17 protein-coding genes are annotated in these 19509 nt (G+C 73.0%); 7 read left to right on the top strand and 10 right to left on the bottom strand.

Translation table 11 applies throughout. The features are described from left to right. Nucleotides 1-32: 32 nt before the first annotated feature. The 9 genes from ACZ7OH_RS24945 to phoU form a co-directional block, all read right to left on the bottom strand. Nucleotides 33-926 carry a sucrase ferredoxin gene (locus ACZ7OH_RS24945; RefSeq protein WP_470282958.1) on the bottom strand — a complete coding sequence of 298 codons (894 nt, stop codon included), beginning with the start codon at nt 924-926 and terminating at the stop codon, nt 33-35. Further along, nucleotides 923-2218 carry a cupin domain-containing protein gene (locus ACZ7OH_RS24940; protein WP_470282957.1) on the bottom strand — a complete coding sequence of 432 codons (1296 nt, stop codon included), beginning with the start codon at nt 2216-2218 and terminating at the stop codon, nt 923-925. The genes ACZ7OH_RS24945 and ACZ7OH_RS24940 overlap by 4 nt, the downstream gene beginning before the upstream one ends. Next, nucleotides 2205-2510, bottom strand: a complete 306-nt coding sequence (locus ACZ7OH_RS24935; RefSeq protein WP_470282956.1) for a hypothetical protein — start codon at nt 2508-2510, stop codon at nt 2205-2207. The genes ACZ7OH_RS24940 and ACZ7OH_RS24935 overlap by 14 nt, the downstream gene beginning before the upstream one ends. 240 nt (nt 2511-2750) lie before the next feature. Next, nucleotides 2751-3266, bottom strand: coding sequence for a DUF2231 domain-containing protein (locus tag ACZ7OH_RS24930; protein WP_470282955.1), 516 nt, complete (start codon nt 3264-3266; stop codon nt 2751-2753). 29 nt (nt 3267-3295) lie between these two features. Next, nucleotides 3296-3739 carry an FMN-binding protein gene (locus ACZ7OH_RS24925; protein ID WP_470282954.1) on the bottom strand — a complete coding sequence of 148 codons (444 nt, stop codon included), beginning with the start codon at nt 3737-3739 and terminating at the stop codon, nt 3296-3298. A gap of 13 nt (nt 3740-3752) precedes the next feature. Next, a complete protein-coding gene (locus ACZ7OH_RS24920) occupies nt 3753-5135 on the bottom strand; it encodes a ferredoxin reductase family protein (protein WP_470282953.1) in 1383 nt (460 codons plus the stop codon). Between the two features lie 48 nt (nt 5136-5183). Then, nucleotides 5184-6563, bottom strand: coding sequence for a HAMP domain-containing sensor histidine kinase (locus tag ACZ7OH_RS24915; RefSeq protein WP_470282952.1), 1380 nt, complete (start codon nt 6561-6563; stop codon nt 5184-5186). Further along, nucleotides 6560-7252, bottom strand: coding sequence for a response regulator transcription factor (locus ACZ7OH_RS24910; RefSeq protein WP_470282951.1), 693 nt, complete (start codon nt 7250-7252; stop codon nt 6560-6562). Before ACZ7OH_RS24910 ends, ACZ7OH_RS24915 begins: the two co-directional genes overlap by 4 nt. A gap of 41 nt (nt 7253-7293) precedes the next feature. Then, nucleotides 7294-7941, bottom strand: coding sequence for a phosphate signaling complex protein PhoU (phoU, locus tag ACZ7OH_RS24905; protein WP_470282950.1), 648 nt, complete (start codon nt 7939-7941; stop codon nt 7294-7296). A 59-nt stretch (nt 7942-8000) separates the two neighbouring features. Between phoU and ACZ7OH_RS24900 the strand changes: the two genes are divergently transcribed. The 5 genes from ACZ7OH_RS24900 (at nt 8001) to ACZ7OH_RS24880 (ending at nt 16951) form a co-directional block, all read left to right on the top strand. Then, nucleotides 8001-8744, top strand: coding sequence for a PIG-L deacetylase family protein (locus tag ACZ7OH_RS24900; RefSeq protein ID WP_470282949.1), 744 nt, complete (start codon nt 8001-8003; stop codon nt 8742-8744). A gap of 1 nt (nt 8745) precedes the next feature. Continuing rightward, nucleotides 8746-8886 carry a hypothetical protein gene (locus tag ACZ7OH_RS24895; RefSeq protein WP_470282948.1) on the top strand — a complete coding sequence of 47 codons (141 nt, stop codon included), beginning with the start codon at nt 8746-8748 and terminating at the stop codon, nt 8884-8886. A gap of 111 nt (nt 8887-8997) precedes the next feature. Continuing rightward, complete coding sequence (locus ACZ7OH_RS24890; RefSeq protein WP_470282947.1) at nt 8998-11139, top strand: DUF6351 family protein; 2142 nt, start codon at nt 8998-9000, stop codon at nt 11137-11139. A gap of 214 nt (nt 11140-11353) precedes the next feature. After that, nucleotides 11354-13426 (top strand): ATP-binding protein, encoded by a 2073-nt coding sequence (locus ACZ7OH_RS24885; RefSeq protein ID WP_470282946.1) that lies wholly within the window; start codon nt 11354-11356, stop codon nt 13424-13426. 132 nt (nt 13427-13558) lie between these two features. Next, on the top strand, nt 13559-16951 hold the full coding sequence (locus ACZ7OH_RS24880) for a TM0106 family RecB-like putative nuclease (protein WP_470282945.1): 3393 nt from the start codon (nt 13559-13561) through the stop codon (nt 16949-16951). Here the strand turns inward: ACZ7OH_RS24880 and ACZ7OH_RS24875 are convergent. Then, nucleotides 16923-17132 (bottom strand): hypothetical protein, encoded by a 210-nt coding sequence (locus ACZ7OH_RS24875; RefSeq protein WP_470282944.1) that lies wholly within the window; start codon nt 17130-17132, stop codon nt 16923-16925. The genes ACZ7OH_RS24880 and ACZ7OH_RS24875 overlap by 29 nt on opposite strands. Nucleotides 17133-17321: 189 nt before the next feature. On the opposite strand from ACZ7OH_RS24875, the gene ACZ7OH_RS24870 reads away from it, so the two are divergent. Beyond that, the gene (locus ACZ7OH_RS24870; RefSeq protein WP_470282943.1) at nt 17322-18641 is read left to right on the top strand and encodes a GH25 family lysozyme; all 1320 of its coding nucleotides are present in this window, start codon (nt 17322-17324) and stop codon (nt 18639-18641) included. A 23-nt stretch (nt 18642-18664) separates the two neighbouring features. Beyond that, nucleotides 18665-19405 carry a D-Ala-D-Ala carboxypeptidase family metallohydrolase gene (locus tag ACZ7OH_RS24865; RefSeq protein WP_470282942.1) on the top strand — a complete coding sequence of 247 codons (741 nt, stop codon included), beginning with the start codon at nt 18665-18667 and terminating at the stop codon, nt 19403-19405. The last annotated feature ends 104 nt before the right edge of the window (nt 19406-19509 follow it).

The following is a 19509-nucleotide window of genomic DNA, read 5'->3' as shown; positions in this document are numbered from 1 at the left end:
GCACTCCTCGACCAGTCCCCGCGAACGACGGGCTACCGGTCAACCGGGCGGAACACTCCGACCGGGTCGAAAACCCGGACGCGGCCCGGCGGCCGGGCGGCACACGTCAACGGCCGGTCCACCGTCACGAGCCGTTCCCGGAGCAGGACGGTGCAGTCGGGCCGCGTCAGCGTCACGCGCCAGGCGCTGTCGTCCTCCCGGGCGCAGGCCACCGGCTGCAGGTCGTCCACGCCCGTCGCGCCGGTGGCGACGCGCGCGTGGTGTTGTGCCGCTTGGACGACCGGGGAAACCGAGGACCGCCCGCGCAGGGCGTCCGGGGTGAGCGTTCCGTGCGCGTAGCCGCGCACGAGGGCGAGCGCCTCGGCCGGTCCGACGCCACCGAAGGTGAACCCGTGGGGCAGCAGCACGAGCGCCGGGGCGAACCGGCACCCGCCGATGTGGCTGCACTCCCAGGTGCCCTCCGGGTCGGCCGCGGCCAGCGCCGCCGCGAGCGGGCGGCCGCGGATCGCGCAGCAGGTGTCGTGCTTGCCGTGCGCGCAAACCAGCGTCAGCGGCCGGTCCGACCGGCGCCCGGCGAGGTGCGGCACGGCCGCGACCTCGGCGTCGCCCTGGTATTCGCCGGCCCGGATCTCCTCGCGGCCGGGGCGGGCGTCGACGCGGAACCACCGGCGCGGGCCGTCCGCTCGCGGGGTGCGGCGTCCCGGTCGGCGGATCAGCACGACCCGGCCGCGGGTTTCGGCCGCCCAGCCGGAAAGAGCGGCCAGCACGTCCGCGTCGAACGCCGCGAGGGCGCTGCGCTCCCACGGCCCCGCGTGCTCGACGAGCAGCCACTGGTCCGCCGGCGGCGCCGTGCCTTCCCGGGCGTCACCCGCGGCGTCGGCCAGGTCCGCGCAGCGCGGCCGTCCGGTGAGCGGCATGGGGGTCATGGAGTGCAGGCCACGAGGACGCCTTCCCGCAGCAGTCTCCGGACGAGGACGAGCTGGTCCGCCTCGGGCAGGCCCGGGAGCGACCCGACGCGCCAGGGCCGCCCGTCGAGGACCGCGCGCAGCGCCTCGGCCGCGGCCGGGGGCAGCGTGATCCGGCGGTCAGCCAGCTCCAGAGCGACCCGGCCGTCGCCGGTGTCGTCGAGGCGGTGGCGCAGGCCGTGCCGGCGACGCACGGTGTCGCCGGGGGTGAGCTCGTGGGCGAACCGCGCGGCGGCGATCGGGCCGACAGGCTCGGGGCGCCCGCCCGGCCACACCCGGGCGCAGATGTGCCGCGCGACGTCGTCGGCGGTGACGGTGGTCAGCGCTTCGGCCAGCGCCGCCCGCACGACGTCGAGGTCGGCGGCGAGGTCGGCGGGCTCGGCGACGTCGACCCCCAGCGGCAGAGACGTGCGCAGCCGCTCGTCGGAGGCGACGAGGTCGGCGAGCGCCTCGACCAGCGCGTACCGGGTGACGACGTGGACGCCGATGGTCAGGTGGGCGGAAACGTCGCCGAGCGCGGTGGCCGAGTGCAGCCAGCCGCGCGGCAGGTAGAGGACGTCTCCGGGCTCGAGCACCCGGTCGAGCACCGGAACGTCGTCGCGCGCGCGGGCGGCGACGGCTTCCGCGCGTTCGGCCCAGGGCTGGCCGCGCAGCGGGGCTTCGTGGACGGGAGCGTGCACCGTCCAGTGCTTGCGGCCGGCCAGCTGCAGCACGAACACGTCGTGCACGTCGTAGTGCGCGGAAAAGCCCTGCGACGACGGGGGAGTGATGTAGGCGTTGGCCTGGACCGGGTGGCCGAGCTCGTCGGTGAGGGACACGGCGAGGTCCGCGATGGCCGGCCAGGTGCGGTGCAGGCCCTGCAGCACGATCGTGCTGCCGTCGCCGAAGAGGGCGGCGACCTTGTCGTCGCGGACCTGGTCGCCGATCTCCGCGCCGACGCCGCCACCCCCGGTGAACGCGCCGGAGTCGAGCACGGCGCCGTCGCGGGCGAGGCGCAGGAACGGCGTGCGCAGGCCGCGGCGGGAGAGGAGCTCGTCGACGCCGTCGAGGTCGAGCAGGTCGGGGAAGCCGTTCTCGCCGGCGCCGGCCCGGAGGAGAGGTTCGCGGCCCCAGTGCCGCGCGGCGAAGCCGTCGACGTCCGGGCCGACGAGCCGCCGCAGGGTGGCCTGGGGGCGAGCGCCCGCCGGCACCGAGAAGCCTGTGTCCGGGTCCTCGGTGCCGGCGACGGGCTCGCCGAGATCAGCGTGCGCCACTGTCCGCGCCGCCGTCGGCTCCGCCGTCGTGCTGGCCGGGGGTGCCTTCGCTCGCGCCGGAGTCGGCCGGGCCCTCGGCGCCGCTGTCCGCGCCGCCGTCGGCTCCGCCGTCGTGCTGGCCGGGGGTGCCTTCGCTCGCGCCGGAGTCGGCCGGGCCCTCGGCGCCGCTGTCCGCGCCGCCGTCGGCTCCGCCGTCGTGCTGGCCGGGGGTGCCTTCGCCGGCCCCGGAGTCGGCCGGGCCTTCCGGCCCGCCGCCGGAGGTCGTGGAGATGTCGTCGTCGTTCAGGCTCATGTCGGGTCCCTTCGGTCGTCCCGGCCGGACGCCGGGGTTGATCGCGGCGGGGTTACCCCGCACGACCGCGGGTCATGCACGCGGCGTCCGATATGGACGCGGAGGGTGAACGCGCCCGGCTCGCTCGGGTCGGCTCGAGGTGGTCCGGCCCGAGGACGCTCGCCCGCATCCCGAGGGTTCCACCCGGTCAGAGGCGGAAGCGCGGTCCTCGTGAGCAGTTCCTCCCGTCCGTCTTCGGGCTCAGCCGCCGGGCCCGCGCGGCGCCGGGGTCGAGCTGAACTGGCCCTGCCAGCTGGCCTGCGCGCCGGAGTCGCCGATGCGGTAGATGTCGTAGACCGCCGCGCCCGCGGCCACGACGGCGAGGACCGACAGCACCACCGTCGCCGCCTTCGACGCCGGGGCCAGGAACGTCCGGCCGGTCGCCGGGGTCCGCAGGCTCTCCCGCCGGCGCCACCAGACGAGGAGCGCGAGCACGGCCACCGGGAGCGCGACCCACAGCGCGGTGTCGCCGAGTTGGGTGTGGTCCCGCACGAGCGGGGTCGAGGCGACGCGGCGCTCCAGCCATTCGCCGGCGTCCGTCGTGATCGGGACGAGGACCACGACGACGACGGACAGGATCGCGTTCGGGCCGGCGAGCTTGCCGCGCGCGGCGGGCCAGAGCGCGCTGAGGACCAGCAACAGGGCGGACAAGGGGAGCAGGACGACGATCGCGTGCACGAGCAGCACGTGGGCGGGAAGGCCGTTCAGGGTGGTCATGGTGTCCTTTGTGGAGGGATGGGAACGGGCTAGCGGTGGGCCTGGTCGATCGCCGACTGCAGCGACTGCTGGTAGCCCTCGGAGGTGTACGTCGCGCCGCTGACCGTGTCGATCTGCGCGCTCTGGGCCTGCAGTGCCTCCTGGTTCAGCTCCGGCACGGCCGCCGAGTTGATCCGGACGTCGCGACCGCTTTCCTGCGGGTACTCGATGGCCTGGGCGTCGGTGATCTTGCCGCCCGCGACGGTGATCCGCACCTGGACCGGGCCGTAGCGGGTGTCGGCGGCGTCCCCGGTGAACGTCCCGCCGGTCCCGGCAGCGGGCGCTCCGGAGGTGGGTGCTCCGGAGGTGGGCGGGCTCGTCGTGCGGGTCGGCCGGCTGGTGGCGACCGGCGTCTGGTCGGTGCTGGTGCGGTAGCTGAACAGCAGCACGACGACGGACACGGTCGCCGCGAAGGCGATGGCGATCCTGCGCATCGGAAGTCCTTTCCTACCAGGCGAACCGCTCGGCGTGGACGCGGTCGGCGGGCACGCCGGCGCGGCGCGCGCTCTCGAGCACGGCGCCGGTCCAGGCGTCGGGGCCGCACACGTAGACGTCGTGGTCGGCGATGTCGGGCACGAGGTGGCGCAGCACCTGCTCGTCGGGCACCGGGGCGTACCCGGCGGGCAGCCACGACGCGCGGTCGCGCGAGCGCCGGCCGAGCAGGTAGTGGATCCGGATCCCGCGACGGGCGGCGAGTTCCTCCAGCTCCCGGCGGAACAGCAGGTCCGCCGGACGGCCGGCGCGCTGGAACAGCACGGCTTCCCCGGACTGGTAGGGGAGTTCGTCCAGGAGCGCGCGCAACGGCGTGATCCCGATTCCGGAGGCGAACAGCGCGAGCTTCCGTCCTTTTCGGACGGTCCCGGTCAGGCGGCCGTACGGGCCTTCGAACAGCGCGGGGGTGCCGGGGCGCAGACCGGCGAGCCGGCGGCTGCCCTCGCCGAGGTCTTTCGCCGTGATCCGCAGCCGACGCCCGTCCGGGGCGGCCGAGAGCGAGAACGGCTTGCCCCGCGTCCAGCCCGGCCCGGAGACGAACCGCCAGACGAAGAACTGGCCCGCCGCCACCGGAAGCCGGTCGAGGTCGCGGCCGCGCAGGTACACCGAGACGACCCCGCGGCCTTCGGGCACGACCTGCTCGACGACCAGGCGGTGCCGGACGTTGAGCCACACCGGCAGCCCGACGCGGAACACGAGCACGGCGCCGGCCGCCGAGGCGTAGGCGGTCCACCAGAACGCGGTGGCGACCGGGGAGGCGGTGAAGTCGGCGCCGGTCCACAGCTGGTGCGGCAGCGCGAGCCCGGCGCCGAGGTAGGCGTAGAGGTGCAGCAGGTGCCAGGACTCGTAGCGCAGCCGCCGCCGGGCCGCCCGCACCGACGTCACGGCGACCATGGCCAGCGCGGCCGTGCCGGCGGTCGCCAGGAGCATGCCCGGGTAGGTCGTCACCAGCGCCCACGCTTCGGCCAGGACGCCGGAGCGGTCGGTCGCCGCGTAGCCGAGGGTGATCAGCACGAGGTGGGCGGCGAGCAGGGTGATCGAGGTGAACCCGGCGAGCCGGTGCCGGCGGGCCAGCTCGTCCTGGCCGTAGCTGCGCTCCACCCACGGGATCCGCGCCATCAGCAGCACCTGCAGCAGCAGGAGGTCCGCCGACAGCAGCCCGGTCAGCCGCCCGGTGGAGGTGAAGAAGTCCGTGCCGAGGTCCTGCAGGCCGCGGCCGGACACCCAGAGCGCGACCACGAACAGGACGCTCAGCCACGCCGTCAGGCCCGCGGCGTCCCGCCACCACGCGCGCACCGCGGGCCGCGCCACGCGGCGGGCGGTGAGAGTGGCGGACATCGGGCTCCTCGGGTGATCGCTTCCGCGGTCCAGCCTTCCCGGGCCCGGTTAGCCGTCGACGTGACCGGGGTGAGAGTTCGGTAAGAGAAGATCGGCTCCGACGGTGAACCCGACCACCGCGCCACCGCCGGGGCGGGGTTCGGCGAACACGCTGCCGCCGTGGGCGAGGGCGATGTCCCGCACGATGGCCAGGCCGAGGCCGGAGCCGGGCAGGCCGCGGGCGCCGTCCGCGCGGTGGAAGCGGTCGAACACGCGGACCGCGTCGTCGTCGGCGATGCCCGGCCCGCGGTCGAGCACCTGGACCCGGCCGGCGCGGACGACGACCTCGACCGGCCCGTCGGGCGCGAACTTGACCGCGTTTTCCAGCAGGTTCGAGACGGCGCGTTCGAGCGCTTTCGCCTGGCCGTTCACCGCCGACGTGTCGGCGGTGACGGTGATGGTGCGTCCCGACCGGCGCCGGACGCGCTCGGCGGCGCGCTCGGCCACCTCGCCCAGCTCGAGCGGCGCCGGCTCTTCGGCCTCGTAGCGGCGGGTGGCGAGCTCGACCAGCTCGTCGACGAGGTGGGTCAGCTCGCGGGTTTCCCCGTCGACGTCGTCGAGCAGGCGGGCGCGGGATTCCGGGGTGAGCTCGGCGAACCGGCGCAGGACGCTGGCGTTGGTGCGCAGGCTGGTCAGCGGGGTCCGCAGTTCGTGGGCGGCGTCCTGGACCAGGCGGTCCTGGTCGGCGCGGGCGTCGGCGAGCCGGCCGAGCATCCGGTCGAACGAGGTCGCGAGCCGGCCGACCTCGTCGCGGCCGCCCGTGGGCACGGTGACGTCGTCGAGGCGGCCGTCGCTGACCTGCTCGGTCACGTCGGTGAGCCGGACCAGCCGCCGGGTGATCTGGCGGGCCAGCAGCCAGCCGGCCAGGGCCGCGACCACCAGGACCAGGGCGCTGACGCCGGTGATGCGGGTGGCCAGCTCGCCGAGCACACGCCGGGACTCGTCGACGTCGATGCCGAGCTGGACGGCGCCGCGGCCGGGCCCGAGCGCCACGGTGATCACGCGGTAGTCGTCGCGGCCGGCGGTGAAGTTCCAGTAGCGGTGGTCGCCGAGCGCGCCGGTCGCGGCCAGCGCGCGGTCGTCGTCGCCGACGTCGAGGCGGACCCGGCGGCCGCCGATCGCGCGGACGCCGCCGTCCGCGGCGATCGCCTGGGCGACCATCGGCTGGGCCTCGTCGTGGTCGTCGTCATCGGGGCCGCGGGTGACCGGGCTCGGCGCGAGCACCTGCGTGGCGCCGGCCGCGACCTCCGCCGACGTCGTGAGCAGCGACCGGTCGAGCTCGGCGTCGATGCGCTGGGAGGCGGCCTGGTAGCTGAAGACGCCGACGAGGATCGCCGCGGCCGCGCCGACGCCGGCGAAGGCGATCGCGAGCTTGCTGCGCAGGTTCACGCCGGCCGCACCGAGTAGCCGACGCCGCGGACGGTGTGGATCAGGTCCGCCGCGCCGGCCTGCTCGAGCTTGCGCCGGAGGTAGCCGATGTAGACGGCGAGGTTCTTGGAGTCCGCGCCGAACTCGTACCCCCAGATGCGCTGGTAGATCGTGGTGCGGTCGAGCACGATCCCGGCGTTGCGCACCAGCAGTTCCAGCAGGTCGAACTCGGTCTTGGAGAGCGTGATCTCGGTGCCCTGCCACCACACCCGCCGGGCGGCCGGGTCGACCGCGAGCTCGCCCAGCCGGAGCGAGCGCCGCGCGTCGGGTTCCGCCGACGTGCGGCGCAACAGGGCGCGCAGCCGGGCGAGGAGCTCGTCGAGCTCGAAGGGCTTGGGCAGGTAGTCGTCGGCCCCGGCGTCCAGCCCGGCCACCCGGTCGGGGGTTTCGACCCGCGCGGTCAGCATCAGGATCGGCGTCTGGTCGCCTTCCGCACGCAGCACGCGGCAGACGCCGAGGCCGTCGACGCCGGGCATCATCACGTCGAGGATCAGCACGTCGAACTCGTCGCGCCGGGCCGTGGCGAGCGCGCTGACGCCGTCGGTGACCTCGGTGACGTGGTAGCCCTCGAGGTCGAGGGCCCGGACGAGGGACTCGCGGATGGCGCGGTCGTCGTCGGCGAGCAGGACGCGGTGCGGCATGGCCGCCATGATGCCCGCGCGGGGTTTCCGGTGCGCCGCGGCCTCGCGGATCAGCGGGACGGCAGACCGCCGGTCTCGGCGAACTCGAGCCGCTTGGCGACCGAGACCGCCTGGTCGGCGAACCGTTCGTAGAAGCGGGCGAGGAGGGCGAGGCTGGTCGCGGACTGGACCCCGTGTTCCCAGCGGTCGCCGGTGATCAGCCGGAGCACCCCGGCGTGCAGGGAGTCGATCGTGTTGTCGGTTTCGTGCAGTTCGGCGTACGCGCCGGTGGCGTCGCCGGTGATCCGCTCCGCCAGCCGGTCGGCCATGCCGGCGGCGACGTCGCCGAGTTCGGCGAACGTGGCTTCCAGCTCGGCGGGGACCACCTGGTCGGGGTGGCCGAACCGGGCGGTGTCGGCGATGTGGGCGGCGAGGTCGCCCATCCGCTCGATCTTCTCCGCGCAGTAGACCGCGGCCAAGGTGGTGCGGAGGTCACCGGCGACGGGAGCCTGCAACGCCAGCAGCGACTGGGCGTGGATCTCGCACTCCGCCCGGGCGTCGTCGAGGTCGCTGTCGCTGCCGAGGACCTGCTCCGCCAGGGCCAGATCCGCGGTCAGCAGCGCGGTGTTCGCCCGGCGCATCGACTCCGCCGCCAGCCGGCACATGTTCGTCAGCTGGTTGCCCAGCTCGGCCAGCTCGTCGTGGAACTTTTCCCGCATGGGGTGAAGTCTAGGGGCGGAAGGTCTTCGGCCCTCCGGGACGGGCCGGACACGGCAGGATGGCCCGCATGACATTACCCGCTCTGCCCGACGAGTCCTTCCGGCGCGTGCTCTGCGTCGTCGCGCACCCCGATGACATGGAGTACGGCACGTCCGCGGCCGTCGCCCGGTGGACCGCGCGCGGGATCGAGGTCGGCTACCTGCTGCTCACCCGCGGCGAGGCCGGCATGCCGAACCCACCCGAGGAGACGGCTCGCCTGCGGGTCGCCGAGCAGCGGGCCGCCTGCGACGTCGTCGGCGTCGAGCACCTGACCGTCCTCGAACATCCGGACGGGGTACTCGTCTACGGACTGGACCTGCGGCGGGACATCTGCCGGGAGATCCGCCGGTTCCGGCCCGACGTCGTGTTCGGCAGCGCGTTCGAGGTCGAGACGCCGTACGGGTTCGACCAGGCCGACCACCGAGCGGCCGGGCTCGCGACGCTCGACGCGATCCGCGACGCGGGCAACCGGTGGGTCTTCCCGGAGCAGGTCGAGGACGAGGGCCTCGAACCGCACTCGGCGCGCTGGTACCTCACCCCGGGCATGACGGAGCCGACCCACGGCGTCGACGTCACCGGGGAGCCGCTGCGCCGCGGGGTCGCTTCGCTGGAGGCGCACGCCGCGTACCTGGCCGCGCTCCCGGACCACCCGGCCCCCGCGGACTTCATCCCGAAGTTCGCCGCGATGGGGGGCGAGGCCATGGGTGTCGAGCACGCTGTCCTGTTCCGCGCCCACGACCTGCAGGCACCACCGGAGGTTTAGCGTGCACGACACCGGTCTCGCCGGAGCGCAGAAGACGCTCAGCCCGGTGCTGCGCGCCAAGGCACCCGCGAACGTGCGCCGCCTCCTAAACCTGTTGCCGGGTATGAAACGGTCGTCCCGCATCGTGCGGTTCCGGTTCTGAAACCCGCGCCGCGGCGCGAAGGCGGCGGTTGTTCCGTCCGGCCCGCAGGTGCTATACCGGCACCTGCCCGGTGTCGCGACGACGCGGTGCCACGAGCGAGCGGAGTCTCCGGTGGCGAACCGTGCTGTGCGCTCATCCGTCCTCGTGGCGGCCCTGACCGTGCCCGTCCTGCTGACGGGGTCCGCGGTGGCGTCCGCCGGCCCGGCACCCGGGCGGCAGCTGACGATCGAGACGGTGTCGAACCCGCGTCCCGCGCTCGTCAGCGGGGGACAGGTGCTGGTCAAGGTCGTTCCGCCGGAGCGAACGCCGGCCGCGCGGGTGCGCGTCAGCGCCAACGGCCACGACGTCACCTCGAGTTTCCACGCCCAGCCGGACGGCAGCCTGCTCGGTCTGGTGACCGGCCTGCGAAACGGCACCAACGACCTGAGCGCCCGCGCGAGCGGACGCGGCGCGGACCTGCGCGTCACCAACCACCCGATCACCGGGCCCGTCTTCTCCGGCGCCCAGCAGCTGCCGTTCTACTGCGAGACCCAGGCGTTCGGCCTGCCCCCGGCGGCGCAGCCGTTGTGCAGCGCGCCGACGCAGGTGAGCTACCAGTACAAGACCACCGCCGGGGCGTTCGCGCCGCTCGCTGACCCGGCGACCCGGCCCGCGGACCTCGCGACGGCCACCGTCAACGGACACGCCGTGCCGTACGTGGTCCGCGTCGAACGCGGCACGATCGACCGTGCTGTCTACGAAATGGCGGCCCTCTACGCCGGCGCGCCGTCGCCTTTCGCGCCCGACAGCAGCTGGAACGGGAAGCTGGTCTACACCTTCGGCGGCGGCTGCAACGCGGGCTACCACCAGGGCGCCTCGACCGGCGGCGTGGTCAACGACCTGTTCCTGGCCCAGGGCTACGCGGTCACGTCGTCGAGCCTGAACGTGCTCGACAACAACTGCAGCCCGATCATCTCGGCCGAAGCGGCGATGATGGTCAAGGAACACTTCATCGAGACCTACGGCCCGGTCGCCCACACCATCGGCTGGGGTGGCTCGGGCGGGGCGATCCAGCAGTACGACATCGCGGAGAACTACCCCGGCATCGTCGACGGCATCATCCCCGGCGTCTCGTTCCCGGACCCGCTGAGCGTGGGCGGCCCGGTGTCGGACTGCCGCTTGCTCAACCGGTACTTCGCCGGGCCGGGCGCGTCGTTCACCGCGACGCAGAAGCAGGCCGTCGCGGGCTTCCCCAGCTACGACACCTGCGTCTCCTGGGACCAGACCTTCGCCAGCCGCGCCACCGCGACCGGCAGCTGCAACGCGGCCATCCCCGTCCCGGCGCGGTGGGATCCGGTCACCAACCCGGGCGGGGTGAAGTGCAACTCGAACGAGCAGCTGGTCAACCAGGTCGGGCGGGACCCGCGGACCGGGTTCGTGCGCAGCACCCTGGACACCACCGGCGTGCAGTACGGCCTGGCCGCGCTGAAGGCCGGGACGATCACCGCGGCGCAGTTCGTGGACCTCAACGCGAGCATCGGCGGCCTCGACTACACCGGAAAGCCCGTGGCGCAACGGATCGCCGCCGATCCGAAGGCGCTCGACGCGGTGTACGCCGACGACATCGTGAACTCCGCGTCGCAAGGGTTGCGGGAAACGCCGATCATCGACCAGCGGACCGACCTCGACCTCGCCGGGTTCGGCAACGACATCCACACCACCGAGTGGTCTTACGTGATGCGGCAACGGCTTCTGCGGGCCAACGGCACGGCGGGCAACCAGGTCATCATCGAAAACCACGCCACCGCGCCCGAAGCGGCGGCCGCCAGTGTCTACGAGCTCGGCGCGATGGACCGCTGGCTGACCGCGATCGACGCCGACGGGTCGCACCGGAGCCTCCAGCAGAAGGTGCTGGCGAACCGGCCGGCCGACCTCGGCGACGGCTGCTACCTCACCGCGGCGTCGCGGATCACCGAGAAGCTGACGTACCCGGCGAGCGGCCAGTGCGGCGCGCAGTACCCGGTAGCGGTCAACACCCGCATGGTCGCGGGGGAGAGCCTGACTCTGGACGTGCTGAAGTGCCGGCTCCGCCCGCTGGACTTCCGCGACTACCCGGTCACTTTCACCGCGGCGGACCGGAAACGGCTGCGGACGACGTTCCCGGACGGCGTGTGCGACTACCACCGTCCGGGCGTCGGGCAGCACGCCCCGACCGGAACGTGGCTCAGCTACGGCGACGAACGGACCGGCACCACCCCGCCGGCGAAGCCTTAATACTTCGAATAAGTGGAGAGGGCGATCGCGAGTTCTGCTGGCGTTGTTCTCGTCGGCTATGGCGGGGCGAGGCGGCCGCGAAGGCCGACGCCGTCGTCCGCCTCGCCTTACTTTCGCTGCTGATTCCAGACCTGCCTGGTGGCCGGTGCTCCAAGAGGGTGGACTCCGCACAGACCGCGGTCTCGCAGACGCGGGTTCGGACAGACTGCTCATTGTGACCGGCGACAAGGAAAGCTCTGCTGATGCACTTCGGGTGCCCAGGCAATTGCCGCTGACCGTCGGGGATTTCACGGGACGCGCAGAGCACCTCGCCGCACTGGACGCGCTGCTCACAGGCGGTTCTCGTGACCAGGTTCCGGGAGCTGCGGTGATCTCGGCCGTCGATGGCAGCGGCGGGATCGGCAAGACGACATTGGCGGTGCACTGGGCGCGTCGCGTCCAAGACCGGTTTCCTGATGGGACGCTGTACGCCAACCTGCGCGGCTATGGACCGGGGGAGCCAGCCGCACCGAGTGAGATACTCGATGGGTTCTTGCGCGCATTGGGCACTCCGGTCGACCGGATGCCGCAAGGGCTCGATGCGCGAGCCGGCCTCTATCGATCTTCGCTGGCGGACCGACGAATGCTGATAGTGCTCGACAACGCCAACAACGCAGATCAGGTACGCCCGCTGCTGCCGGCGGCTCCGGGTTGTATGGCCCTGGTGACCAGCCGCGACAGTCTTACCGGCCTGGTCATCACCGAGGGAGCCACTCGGCTCACCCTGGACCTCCTTGGACCATCGGAAGCGCACGACCTTGTGGCTGGGGTCCTCGGTGCTTCGCGAACTGCTGCTGCGCCGGACGCCGTCGCCGACCTGGTTCGGCTGTGTGCGCGCCTTCCGTTGGCGCTGCGGATAGCCGCCGGGAGGGTTGCCGGCATGCCGCACACCACCGTCGCCGATGTTGTCGGAGAACTTGCCGATGATCGCCAGCGACTGGATGTCCTCAGCAGGAGCGGTGATGAGCGCGCGGCTGTGCGAACCGTATTCGACTGGTCCTACCGACGCCTGCAGACAGACCAGGCGCGGATGTTCCGATGCCTGGGTCTCAACGCCGGCCCGGACATCAGCTTGACCGCGGCGGCGGCGGCTGCCGACGTCGATGCGCGCCAGGCGCGCCGCTTGCTGGAAGGTCTGGCCGCGGCGCATTTGATCGAGCAAGTTTCGGTAGGTCGCTACCGGATGCACGATCTTTTGCGAGTCTATGCCAATGAGCAGGCACACCTTCATAGCGGTGCGGATCGCGATCATGCGGTCGAGTCCCTGCTGTCGTGGTACGCCTGCACTGCCTACGAATGCGACAAGTTGGCGTTTCCCGCTCATTCTCGACTTCCGCTGAAGCTGGACTCTTCCGGAAGTCCTTCGTTGATAACCGAACGCGTGCAGGCGCTGGCTTGGCTTGAGGTCGAGTGCACCAATTTGCTCGCCGCCTTGCGTCAAGCGATGGACTATGGGCTGTATCGGCACGCGGTGCATCTGTCTCAGAGCACTCGTTTCTTGATATTCCGCGGTAGCCGAGATCAAAAGCTTGAATCCGAAGAAATCGGATTGACGGCAGCGCTGCGTCTCGGCGACCGTGAAGCGGAACTCAAGTTGCGCGCCACGCGCGGTGAGACGCTCGCGTACCTGCATCGCTGGGAGGAGGCGCTGGGTGAACTCGAGCATCTGCTTCGACTCGCTCGCGAAGTCGGTAACGATGCCGACTTGGCATTGGCGCTGACTCAATTGGGAATGCTGTTCTGTGACCAGCGGCGCTTCGAGGAAGCACTGCCGTACCTTCAGGAGGCGCTGCCACTGAGCGAGGGTGTGGATAGCGGGCGCCTGGAAGCGGTCAACGAGGGAAATCTCAGTAGGGCGTACACCGGTCTGGCTCAATACCAGTGTGCCCTCGAGCACGGCCGTCGCGGCTTGATGTTGCGCCGCCTCGCTGGCGATCTGACCGGTGAAGCCACCGCGTTGCACCATCTCGCGGAAGCCTTTCAAGGACTCGATGATCACGAACAGGCAATCGAGTTGTGCCGAGACGCCATCGCCATCGGACGCGCCCACGGCTACGTCGTGTGGTCTGTGGCCATCCCGCTGGACACGCTGGCGGTGTCGCTTCGACGAATCGGCAGTACGTCCGAAGCTGTCGCCTGTTGGCAGGAGGCGCTCGTACTGTTCGATGAGCACGGCGAACCACGCCGTGCCGCCAGGATCCGGGCTCTGCTCGAGGCGATCCAGTCCGGCAAAAACCAGGGCGCGTGACGTTCACTCGGACGGCGGCGGGCGCTCTGCCGGAGCGGCGCTGCCTCGGTAACGGCTGCTGAGGCCGGCCGGACGGCGTGTCCGGGGCGGGCTGCTCCGACCGGGTGTACCGCCGTGTCAGACTGCCTGGCGATGCTCACCCCAGCCGATCTCGCCGACCTCCTCGAATGCGAACACCGCAGCCTGCTCGACCAGGCCTTGGCCGCCGGCCTGCCGGGTGCGCCGCGGCCCGTCGAGGATCCCGGTGCCGGCCGGCGGCGGCGGGCCGCCGCGCGGGCCATGCTCGCCCGGCTGCGCCGTGAGGGCCACGACGTCTTCGAGGTCGACGTCGAAGACCGCGTCGCCGCGGCCGAGACCACCGCGGCCGCGCTGTGGTCGGGGGCCGCTGTCATCCACCAGGCCGTTCTCCACGACCAGGACTTCTCCGGTGTCGCGGACTTCCTGATCCAGGACGCCGAAGGCCGCTACGAGGTCCACGACGCCGAGCCGGCCCGGCAGGTCAAGCCCGCGGCCGTCGTCCGGCTGGTCGCGTTCGCCGACGCGCTGCGCCGGGCCGGGTGGCCGACCGGCCCGCACGTCCACCTGCGCCTGGGGGACGGCGGTGTCCGGACGTTGCGGACCGAGGACTTCCGGCCGCTGGTGGACCGGCTGCGAGCCCGGCTGGACGGCCGCGCGCCGGTGCTTCCGACGCCGCTGTGGGCCGACGAACGCCCGGCCTGCTCCGGCTGCGGATACGCCCGCCACTGCGCGTCGGCCCGGGAAGCCGATCGGGACCTGCTGCTCGTCGCCGGGATGCGGGGCGACCAGCGCCGCAAGCTCGTGGCCGCCGGGCTGGGGTCCGTCGAGGCGCTCGCGGCGGCTGCGCCGGGCGACCGGCCGCGGGATCTGTCCGCCACCGCGTTCACCACCCTGCGCGCCCAGGCTGCACTCCAGGTGAAACAGGACGCCACCGGCGAAGTCAGCTACGAGGTCGTCGACCCCGAGGCCCTGGCCGCGTTGCCGGCGCCCGATCCCGGTGACGTCTTCGTGGACCTCGCGGGCGATCCGCACGCCTTGGCGGGCGAAGGGCTGGAGTTCCTCTTCGGCGCGCTCACCCCCGACGGCGAGCGGCGGTTCACCCCGTTCTGGGCGCACAGCCGGGCCCAGGAGAAGCGGGCCTTCGAGGAGTTCGTGGACTTCGCCGCCGCGCGGGTCGCCGAGCACCCCGGGGCGCACGTCTACCACTACGGGCCCTACGAGGTGACCGCCGTCAAGCGGCTCGCCGCCGTGCACGGGACGCGCGAGGAGACCGTCGACCAGCTGCTGCGCAGGGGCGCGCTGGTGGACCTGCACACCGTCGTCCGCAAGGCCCTGCGGGTCTCGCAGCGGTCCTACTCGCTCCGGCACCTCGAACCGCTCTACCGGCCCGGCACCCGCGAGGGTGACGTGAAGACCGCCATGTCGGACGTCGAGGCCTACGAGGAGTACCTCACGCTGTCCGCCGAGCCGGGCCGCGCGGAGGAGGTCCTGCGCGGCATCGCCGGGGACAGCGAGGAGGACTGCGTCTCGGCGCTGCGGCTGTTCGAGTTCCTCCACCAGGTCCGCGCCGGCTCCGGCATCGAGCTCGTGGCCCCGCCGGAGGAGTCGCCCGAGGACGCGCTGCTGCGCGCGGCGGAGGAGGACGTCGCCGCCGAACGGCGCGCCGAACGCGCCGCCCGGCTGGCCGCGCTCGTCGATCCGCTGCTCGACGGGCTGCCGGACGACCCGGGCGAGTTCACCGCCGACGAGCGGGCCCGCGCGCTGCTGGCCGCCGCGGTCGGCTACCACCGCCGCGAGACCAACCCCGCCTGGTGGGAGTACTTCCGCCAGCTCGCCGCGCCGCTCGGCGACCTCGAGGTCGACACCTCGTGCACCGTGCCGGTGTCGCTGGAGGCGGGGGAGTGGGTCCCGCCGGCCGGCCGCGTCCGCACCGCGAAGCGGACCCTCGTCCTGGCGTGCGACCCGGACCGGCCGCACCCGTTCGCGCCCGGCGACGAGGTGCGGCTGCGCTACGACGGCGGCACCCGCGACGCCAAGGTCGCGGCCGCGTCGGCGGTGGAGCTGACGCTGGAGGAGAGCTGCCCGCCCGACGCCACCAGCGCCGAACGGCCGTCCGCGGTGCTGCCCGGCAGCCCGGTGCGGCCCTCGCCCAAGGACGAGGCGGTCGCCGACCTCGCGCAGCTGGTGGTGGACGCGCTCCCGGCGCTGCCGCGGCACCCCGGCGTCGACCTGCTCCGGCGGACCCCGCCGCGGCTGCGCGGCGGAGCTTTGCCGGAGCCGGGCGCGGATCTGGTCGCCACCGTGATCGAGGCGGTGGAATCCCTCGACGGCTCGACACTCGCGGTCCAGGGACCGCCCGGTGCGGGCAAGACGTTCCTCGCCGGGAAGCTGATCGCCCGGCTCGTGCGGGCCGGGCGCACCGTCGCCGTCACCTCGACCAGCCACAAGGCCGTGGAGAACGTGCTGAGCGCGGCGAAGAAGAGCGCGCCCGAGCTGCCGTGCGCCAAGCGCGCCAAGCGGACCCCGGACCCGGCCGCGCCGTGGGAGCAGCCGAAGAGCAACCCGGCGCTGGTGAAGTGGCGCGACGAGCACGACACCGGGCACCTGGTCGGCGGCACGGCGTGGACGTTCGCCAACGCCGCCATCCGCGAGGAACCCTTCGACCTGCTGATCATCGACGAGGCCGGCCAGTTCGCCCTGGCCGACGCGCTGGCCGTGTCGATGTGCGCGAAGAACCTGCTGCTGCTGGGCGACCCGCAGCAGCTCCCGCAGGTCGTGCAGGGAACCCATCCCGCGGGCGCCGAGGCGTCGGCGCTGGGCCACCTGATCGGCGAGGCCGACATCATGCCGGCGGACCTCGGCTACTTCCTCGACGAGACGCGGCGCCTGCACCCCGCGGTGTGCGAGCCGGTGTCGAAGCTGTCCTACGCCGGACAGCTGCGCGCCCACCCGACGGCCGCCGAGCGCGCCCTCGAGGACGTCCCCGCCGGGCTGTACCTGGCCGAGGTCGACCACCACGGCAACACGACCCGCTCGGTCGAGGAGGCCGCGGCGGTCGTCGACGTCGTGACGGACCTGATCGGTCGCCTGTGGACGGACCACGGCCCGCCGCGGCCCCTGGCCGACACCGACATCGTCGTCGTGGCCCCGTACAACCTGCAGGCGCGCACGGTGACGCGGGCGTTGGCGGACGCCGGTTTCCCGGGCGTGCGGGTCGGCACGGTCGACCGCTTCCAGGGCCAGGAAGCCCCGGTGGTCATCACGACCATGACGTCGTCCTCGGCGGTCGACCTGCCCCGCGGCCTCGACTTCCTGTTGTCCCGCAACCGGTTGAACGTCGCCCTCTCGCGGGCGCAGGTCCTGGCGGTCCTGGTGTGCTCGGCCAAGCTGGTGGAGGCCGACATCCGCACGGTGGACCAGATGCGGCTGGTGGCGGGCATGATCGGCTTGCTGGGGGAGGCCCGGCCGTGGCCGCCGGTCACGGCCACAGCAGCGGGAACGCCTTGACCAGCGCCCAGCCGATCAGCGCGAGCCAGCCGGCGAACAGGAACAGCAACAGGCCGGCGGCGACCACGGTGAGGGCCAGCACGGCGGCGACGTGCCCGCGATGGAGCTGCACAGCCGCCCCGAGCCCGGCAGGCGAAGGCATCGCGTAGCCGGCCGCGAAGCGGGCGATCCTGCGTGCCACGACCGGCCCGCGGAGCCGAACCGACTGCCGCGAGGATCGGAAAACTCCGGACGTCCCGGTGGCCCGCCGTCCCAGTGGCGTCCCACGGGGACCGCGTTCCCGCTGGTCCGGCGGGTGGGATCGTCCCGGCGTCCCGAATCGGGCGGTGACCGGCGACCGGTGGAGTGGACCACTGCCAGCCTCCTCGCCATGCAAAGACTCGCTCTGGCCGTCGCGGTGCTGCTGGTGGTCCCCGCCGCGGCCGCAACCGCGGTCGCGGCCGAACCCGTCGCGGTGTGCGGGCACACCAGCTCCCAGCCCACCCTGGCCCAAGGGGCGACCGGCGCCGCCGTCGCCGAAGCCCAGTGCGAACTCAACCTGGCAACCAAGGCGAGCCGGTACCCGCCCATCGGCGCGGACGGCTCCTTCGGCCCGGCGACCGACGCCCGCGTGCGCGTGTTCCAGAAGTGCGCCGCCTTGAGCGTGGACGGCCGGATCGGGCCGAACACCTGGGCCGCGCTGAACTCGTGGTCCGCCCGGCCGCGCAAGTGCGCCACCCAGGGCACGGCGGGCACCGCGCAGAGCGTCGTGTGCGGCCTGTCCACCGCCCGCCCGACCCTGCAGAGCGGTTCGACCGGCACCGACGTCGAGGAACTCCAGTGCCGGCTGAACCTCGCCATGGAGCCGGGCCACTACCCGCCCCTGACGATCGACGGCAACTTCGGTGATGGCACCCGCAACCGGGTGATCGAGTTCCAGCACTGCGTCAACGCCAGTGCCGACGGGGTCGCCGGGCCCACCACCTGGGCGAAGGTCACCGACTGGTCCAGCCGCAACGCCTACTGCGTGCCGCCGAAACCCGCCGGGCACCCGATCGACGGCGTCGACACGGCGAAGTACCAGCACCCCGGCGGCGCGCCGATCGACTGGGGCGCGGTGAAGGCGTCCGGCGTCGAGTTCGCGACCGTCAAGGCGACCCGCGGCCTGAACGTCACCGACGACTACCTCGCCACCGACCTGCCCGCCGCGCGCAACGCCGGCCTGGCCGTCGGGCCGTACCACTTTTACACGGGCACGGCGGCCGGCACCGGGGGCGCGCAGGCGGACCGGTTCATCGCCGCCGTGAAGGCCACCGGCTACACCGGCAAGCGCGCCGGTGACCTGCCGCCCGTGTTCGACCTGGAGTGGAAGGACGACGGCTCCGGCGGCTGCCCGCCGTACGTCACCGTCGCCGACACCAAGGCGTGGCTGGACAAGGTGCAGGCCGCGTTCGGCCGGACCCCGATCATCTACACCCAGAAGTCGTTCCTGGACGCGTGCCTGGGCGGTACGACGGCGCTGTCCGCCTATCCGATGCAGCTCGCCGACTACCGGCAATCCGTCACGCAGCCGGCGCTTCCCGCCGGGTCGGCGACCTGGCTGATGTGGCAGTACACCGACGCGGCCATCCCCGACGGCATCCCCGCGCCGGCGACCGGCGACGTCTTCAACGGCACCCAGGCCGATCTCGACCAGCTCGCCAACCGGTGAACCTCCCTACAGGAAGGACGAGAATGACCCTCCCCATGAGCCGCCGCACGGTGTTGCGCGGCGCGGTGGTGCTCGGCGCGGCCGCGGCGGTCAGCCCGCTGCTGCTGACCGGCACCGCCCAGGCGTACCCGTGGTCCCGCACCCTCACCGAGGGCAGCACGGGCGCCGACGTCACCGAGCTCCAGATCCGCGTCGCGGGCTGGGCGGCCGACCACGCCGGCCAGAGCCGGGTCTCGATCGACGGCGAGTTCGGCCCCGGCACGGCGGCGGCCGTCCGCAGGTTCCAGAGCGCCTACGGGCTCGGCGCGGACGCGCAGGTCGGCCCGGCCACCCAGGCCGCGCTCAACGCGCTGGAGCAGAGCGACGGGTCCACCGCGCACTTCGACTTCAGCGAGTTCACCGACCGGGACAGCGGCACGTTCAACGGCGGCAAGGTCAGCGCGGCCACCGCCAAGGAGAACGCCCGGCGCTGCATGTACAAGCTGGAGGCGCTGCGCAAGAAGCTCGGGAACACGCCGATCACGGTGAACTCCGGGTTCCGCAGCATCGCGCACAACGCGGCGATCGGCGGCGCCAGCGACAGCATGCACCTGTACGGCACCGCGGCCGACCTGAACGTGCCGGGCGTGGCCAACAAGACCGTCTACCAGAAGGCCGAGACCTGCGGGTTCTCCGGCCTGGAGACGTACAACACCGACCACCAGCACGTGGACAGCCGCGCCGATCTCGGCCGCTCGTGGTGGTGGGAGAACGGCACGGTCTGATCCGGCCACTGGGGGTCTGACGCCGGGAACCCCGCCAGTCCGGGGTTTCCGGCGTCAGCATGCCGCGAAGCCCGCGCCCTCCAGGCCCTCTCCCAGGGGCCGCC

The sequence above is a fragment of the Amycolatopsis sp. NPDC114478 genome (assembly GCF_055633805.1).
This window is presented reverse-complemented; position numbering and strand designations above follow the sequence as displayed.

Bases quoted from the DNA above. Each gene is read 5' to 3' on its own strand.
- ACZ7OH_RS24945 (WP_470282958.1), bottom strand. From the start codon at position 926: ATGACCCCCATGCCGCTCACCGGACGGCCGCGCTGCGCGGACCTGGCC.
- ACZ7OH_RS24935 (WP_470282956.1), bottom strand. From the start codon at position 2,510: ATGAGCCTGAACGACGACGACATCTCCACGACCTCCGGCGGCGGGCCG.
- ACZ7OH_RS24930 (WP_470282955.1), bottom strand. From the start codon at position 3,266: ATGACCACCCTGAACGGCCTTCCCGCCCACGTGCTGCTCGTGCACGCG.
- ACZ7OH_RS24925 (WP_470282954.1), bottom strand. From the start codon at position 3,739: ATGCGCAGGATCGCCATCGCCTTCGCGGCGACCGTGTCCGTCGTCGTG.
- ACZ7OH_RS24920 (WP_470282953.1), bottom strand. From the start codon at position 5,135: ATGTCCGCCACTCTCACCGCCCGCCGCGTGGCGCGGCCCGCGGTGCGC.
- ACZ7OH_RS24910 (WP_470282951.1), bottom strand. From the start codon at position 7,252: ATGGCGGCCATGCCGCACCGCGTCCTGCTCGCCGACGACGACCGCGCC.
- phoU (WP_470282950.1), bottom strand. From the start codon at position 7,941: ATGCGGGAAAAGTTCCACGACGAGCTGGCCGAGCTGGGCAACCAGCTG.
- ACZ7OH_RS24900 (WP_470282949.1), top strand. From the start codon at position 8,001: ATGGCCCGCATGACATTACCCGCTCTGCCCGACGAGTCCTTCCGGCGC.
- ACZ7OH_RS24880 (WP_470282945.1), top strand. From the start codon at position 13,559: ATGCTCACCCCAGCCGATCTCGCCGACCTCCTCGAATGCGAACACCGC.
- ACZ7OH_RS24870 (WP_470282943.1), top strand. From the start codon at position 17,322: ATGCAAAGACTCGCTCTGGCCGTCGCGGTGCTGCTGGTGGTCCCCGCC.
- ACZ7OH_RS24865 (WP_470282942.1), top strand. From the start codon at position 18,665: ATGACCCTCCCCATGAGCCGCCGCACGGTGTTGCGCGGCGCGGTGGTG.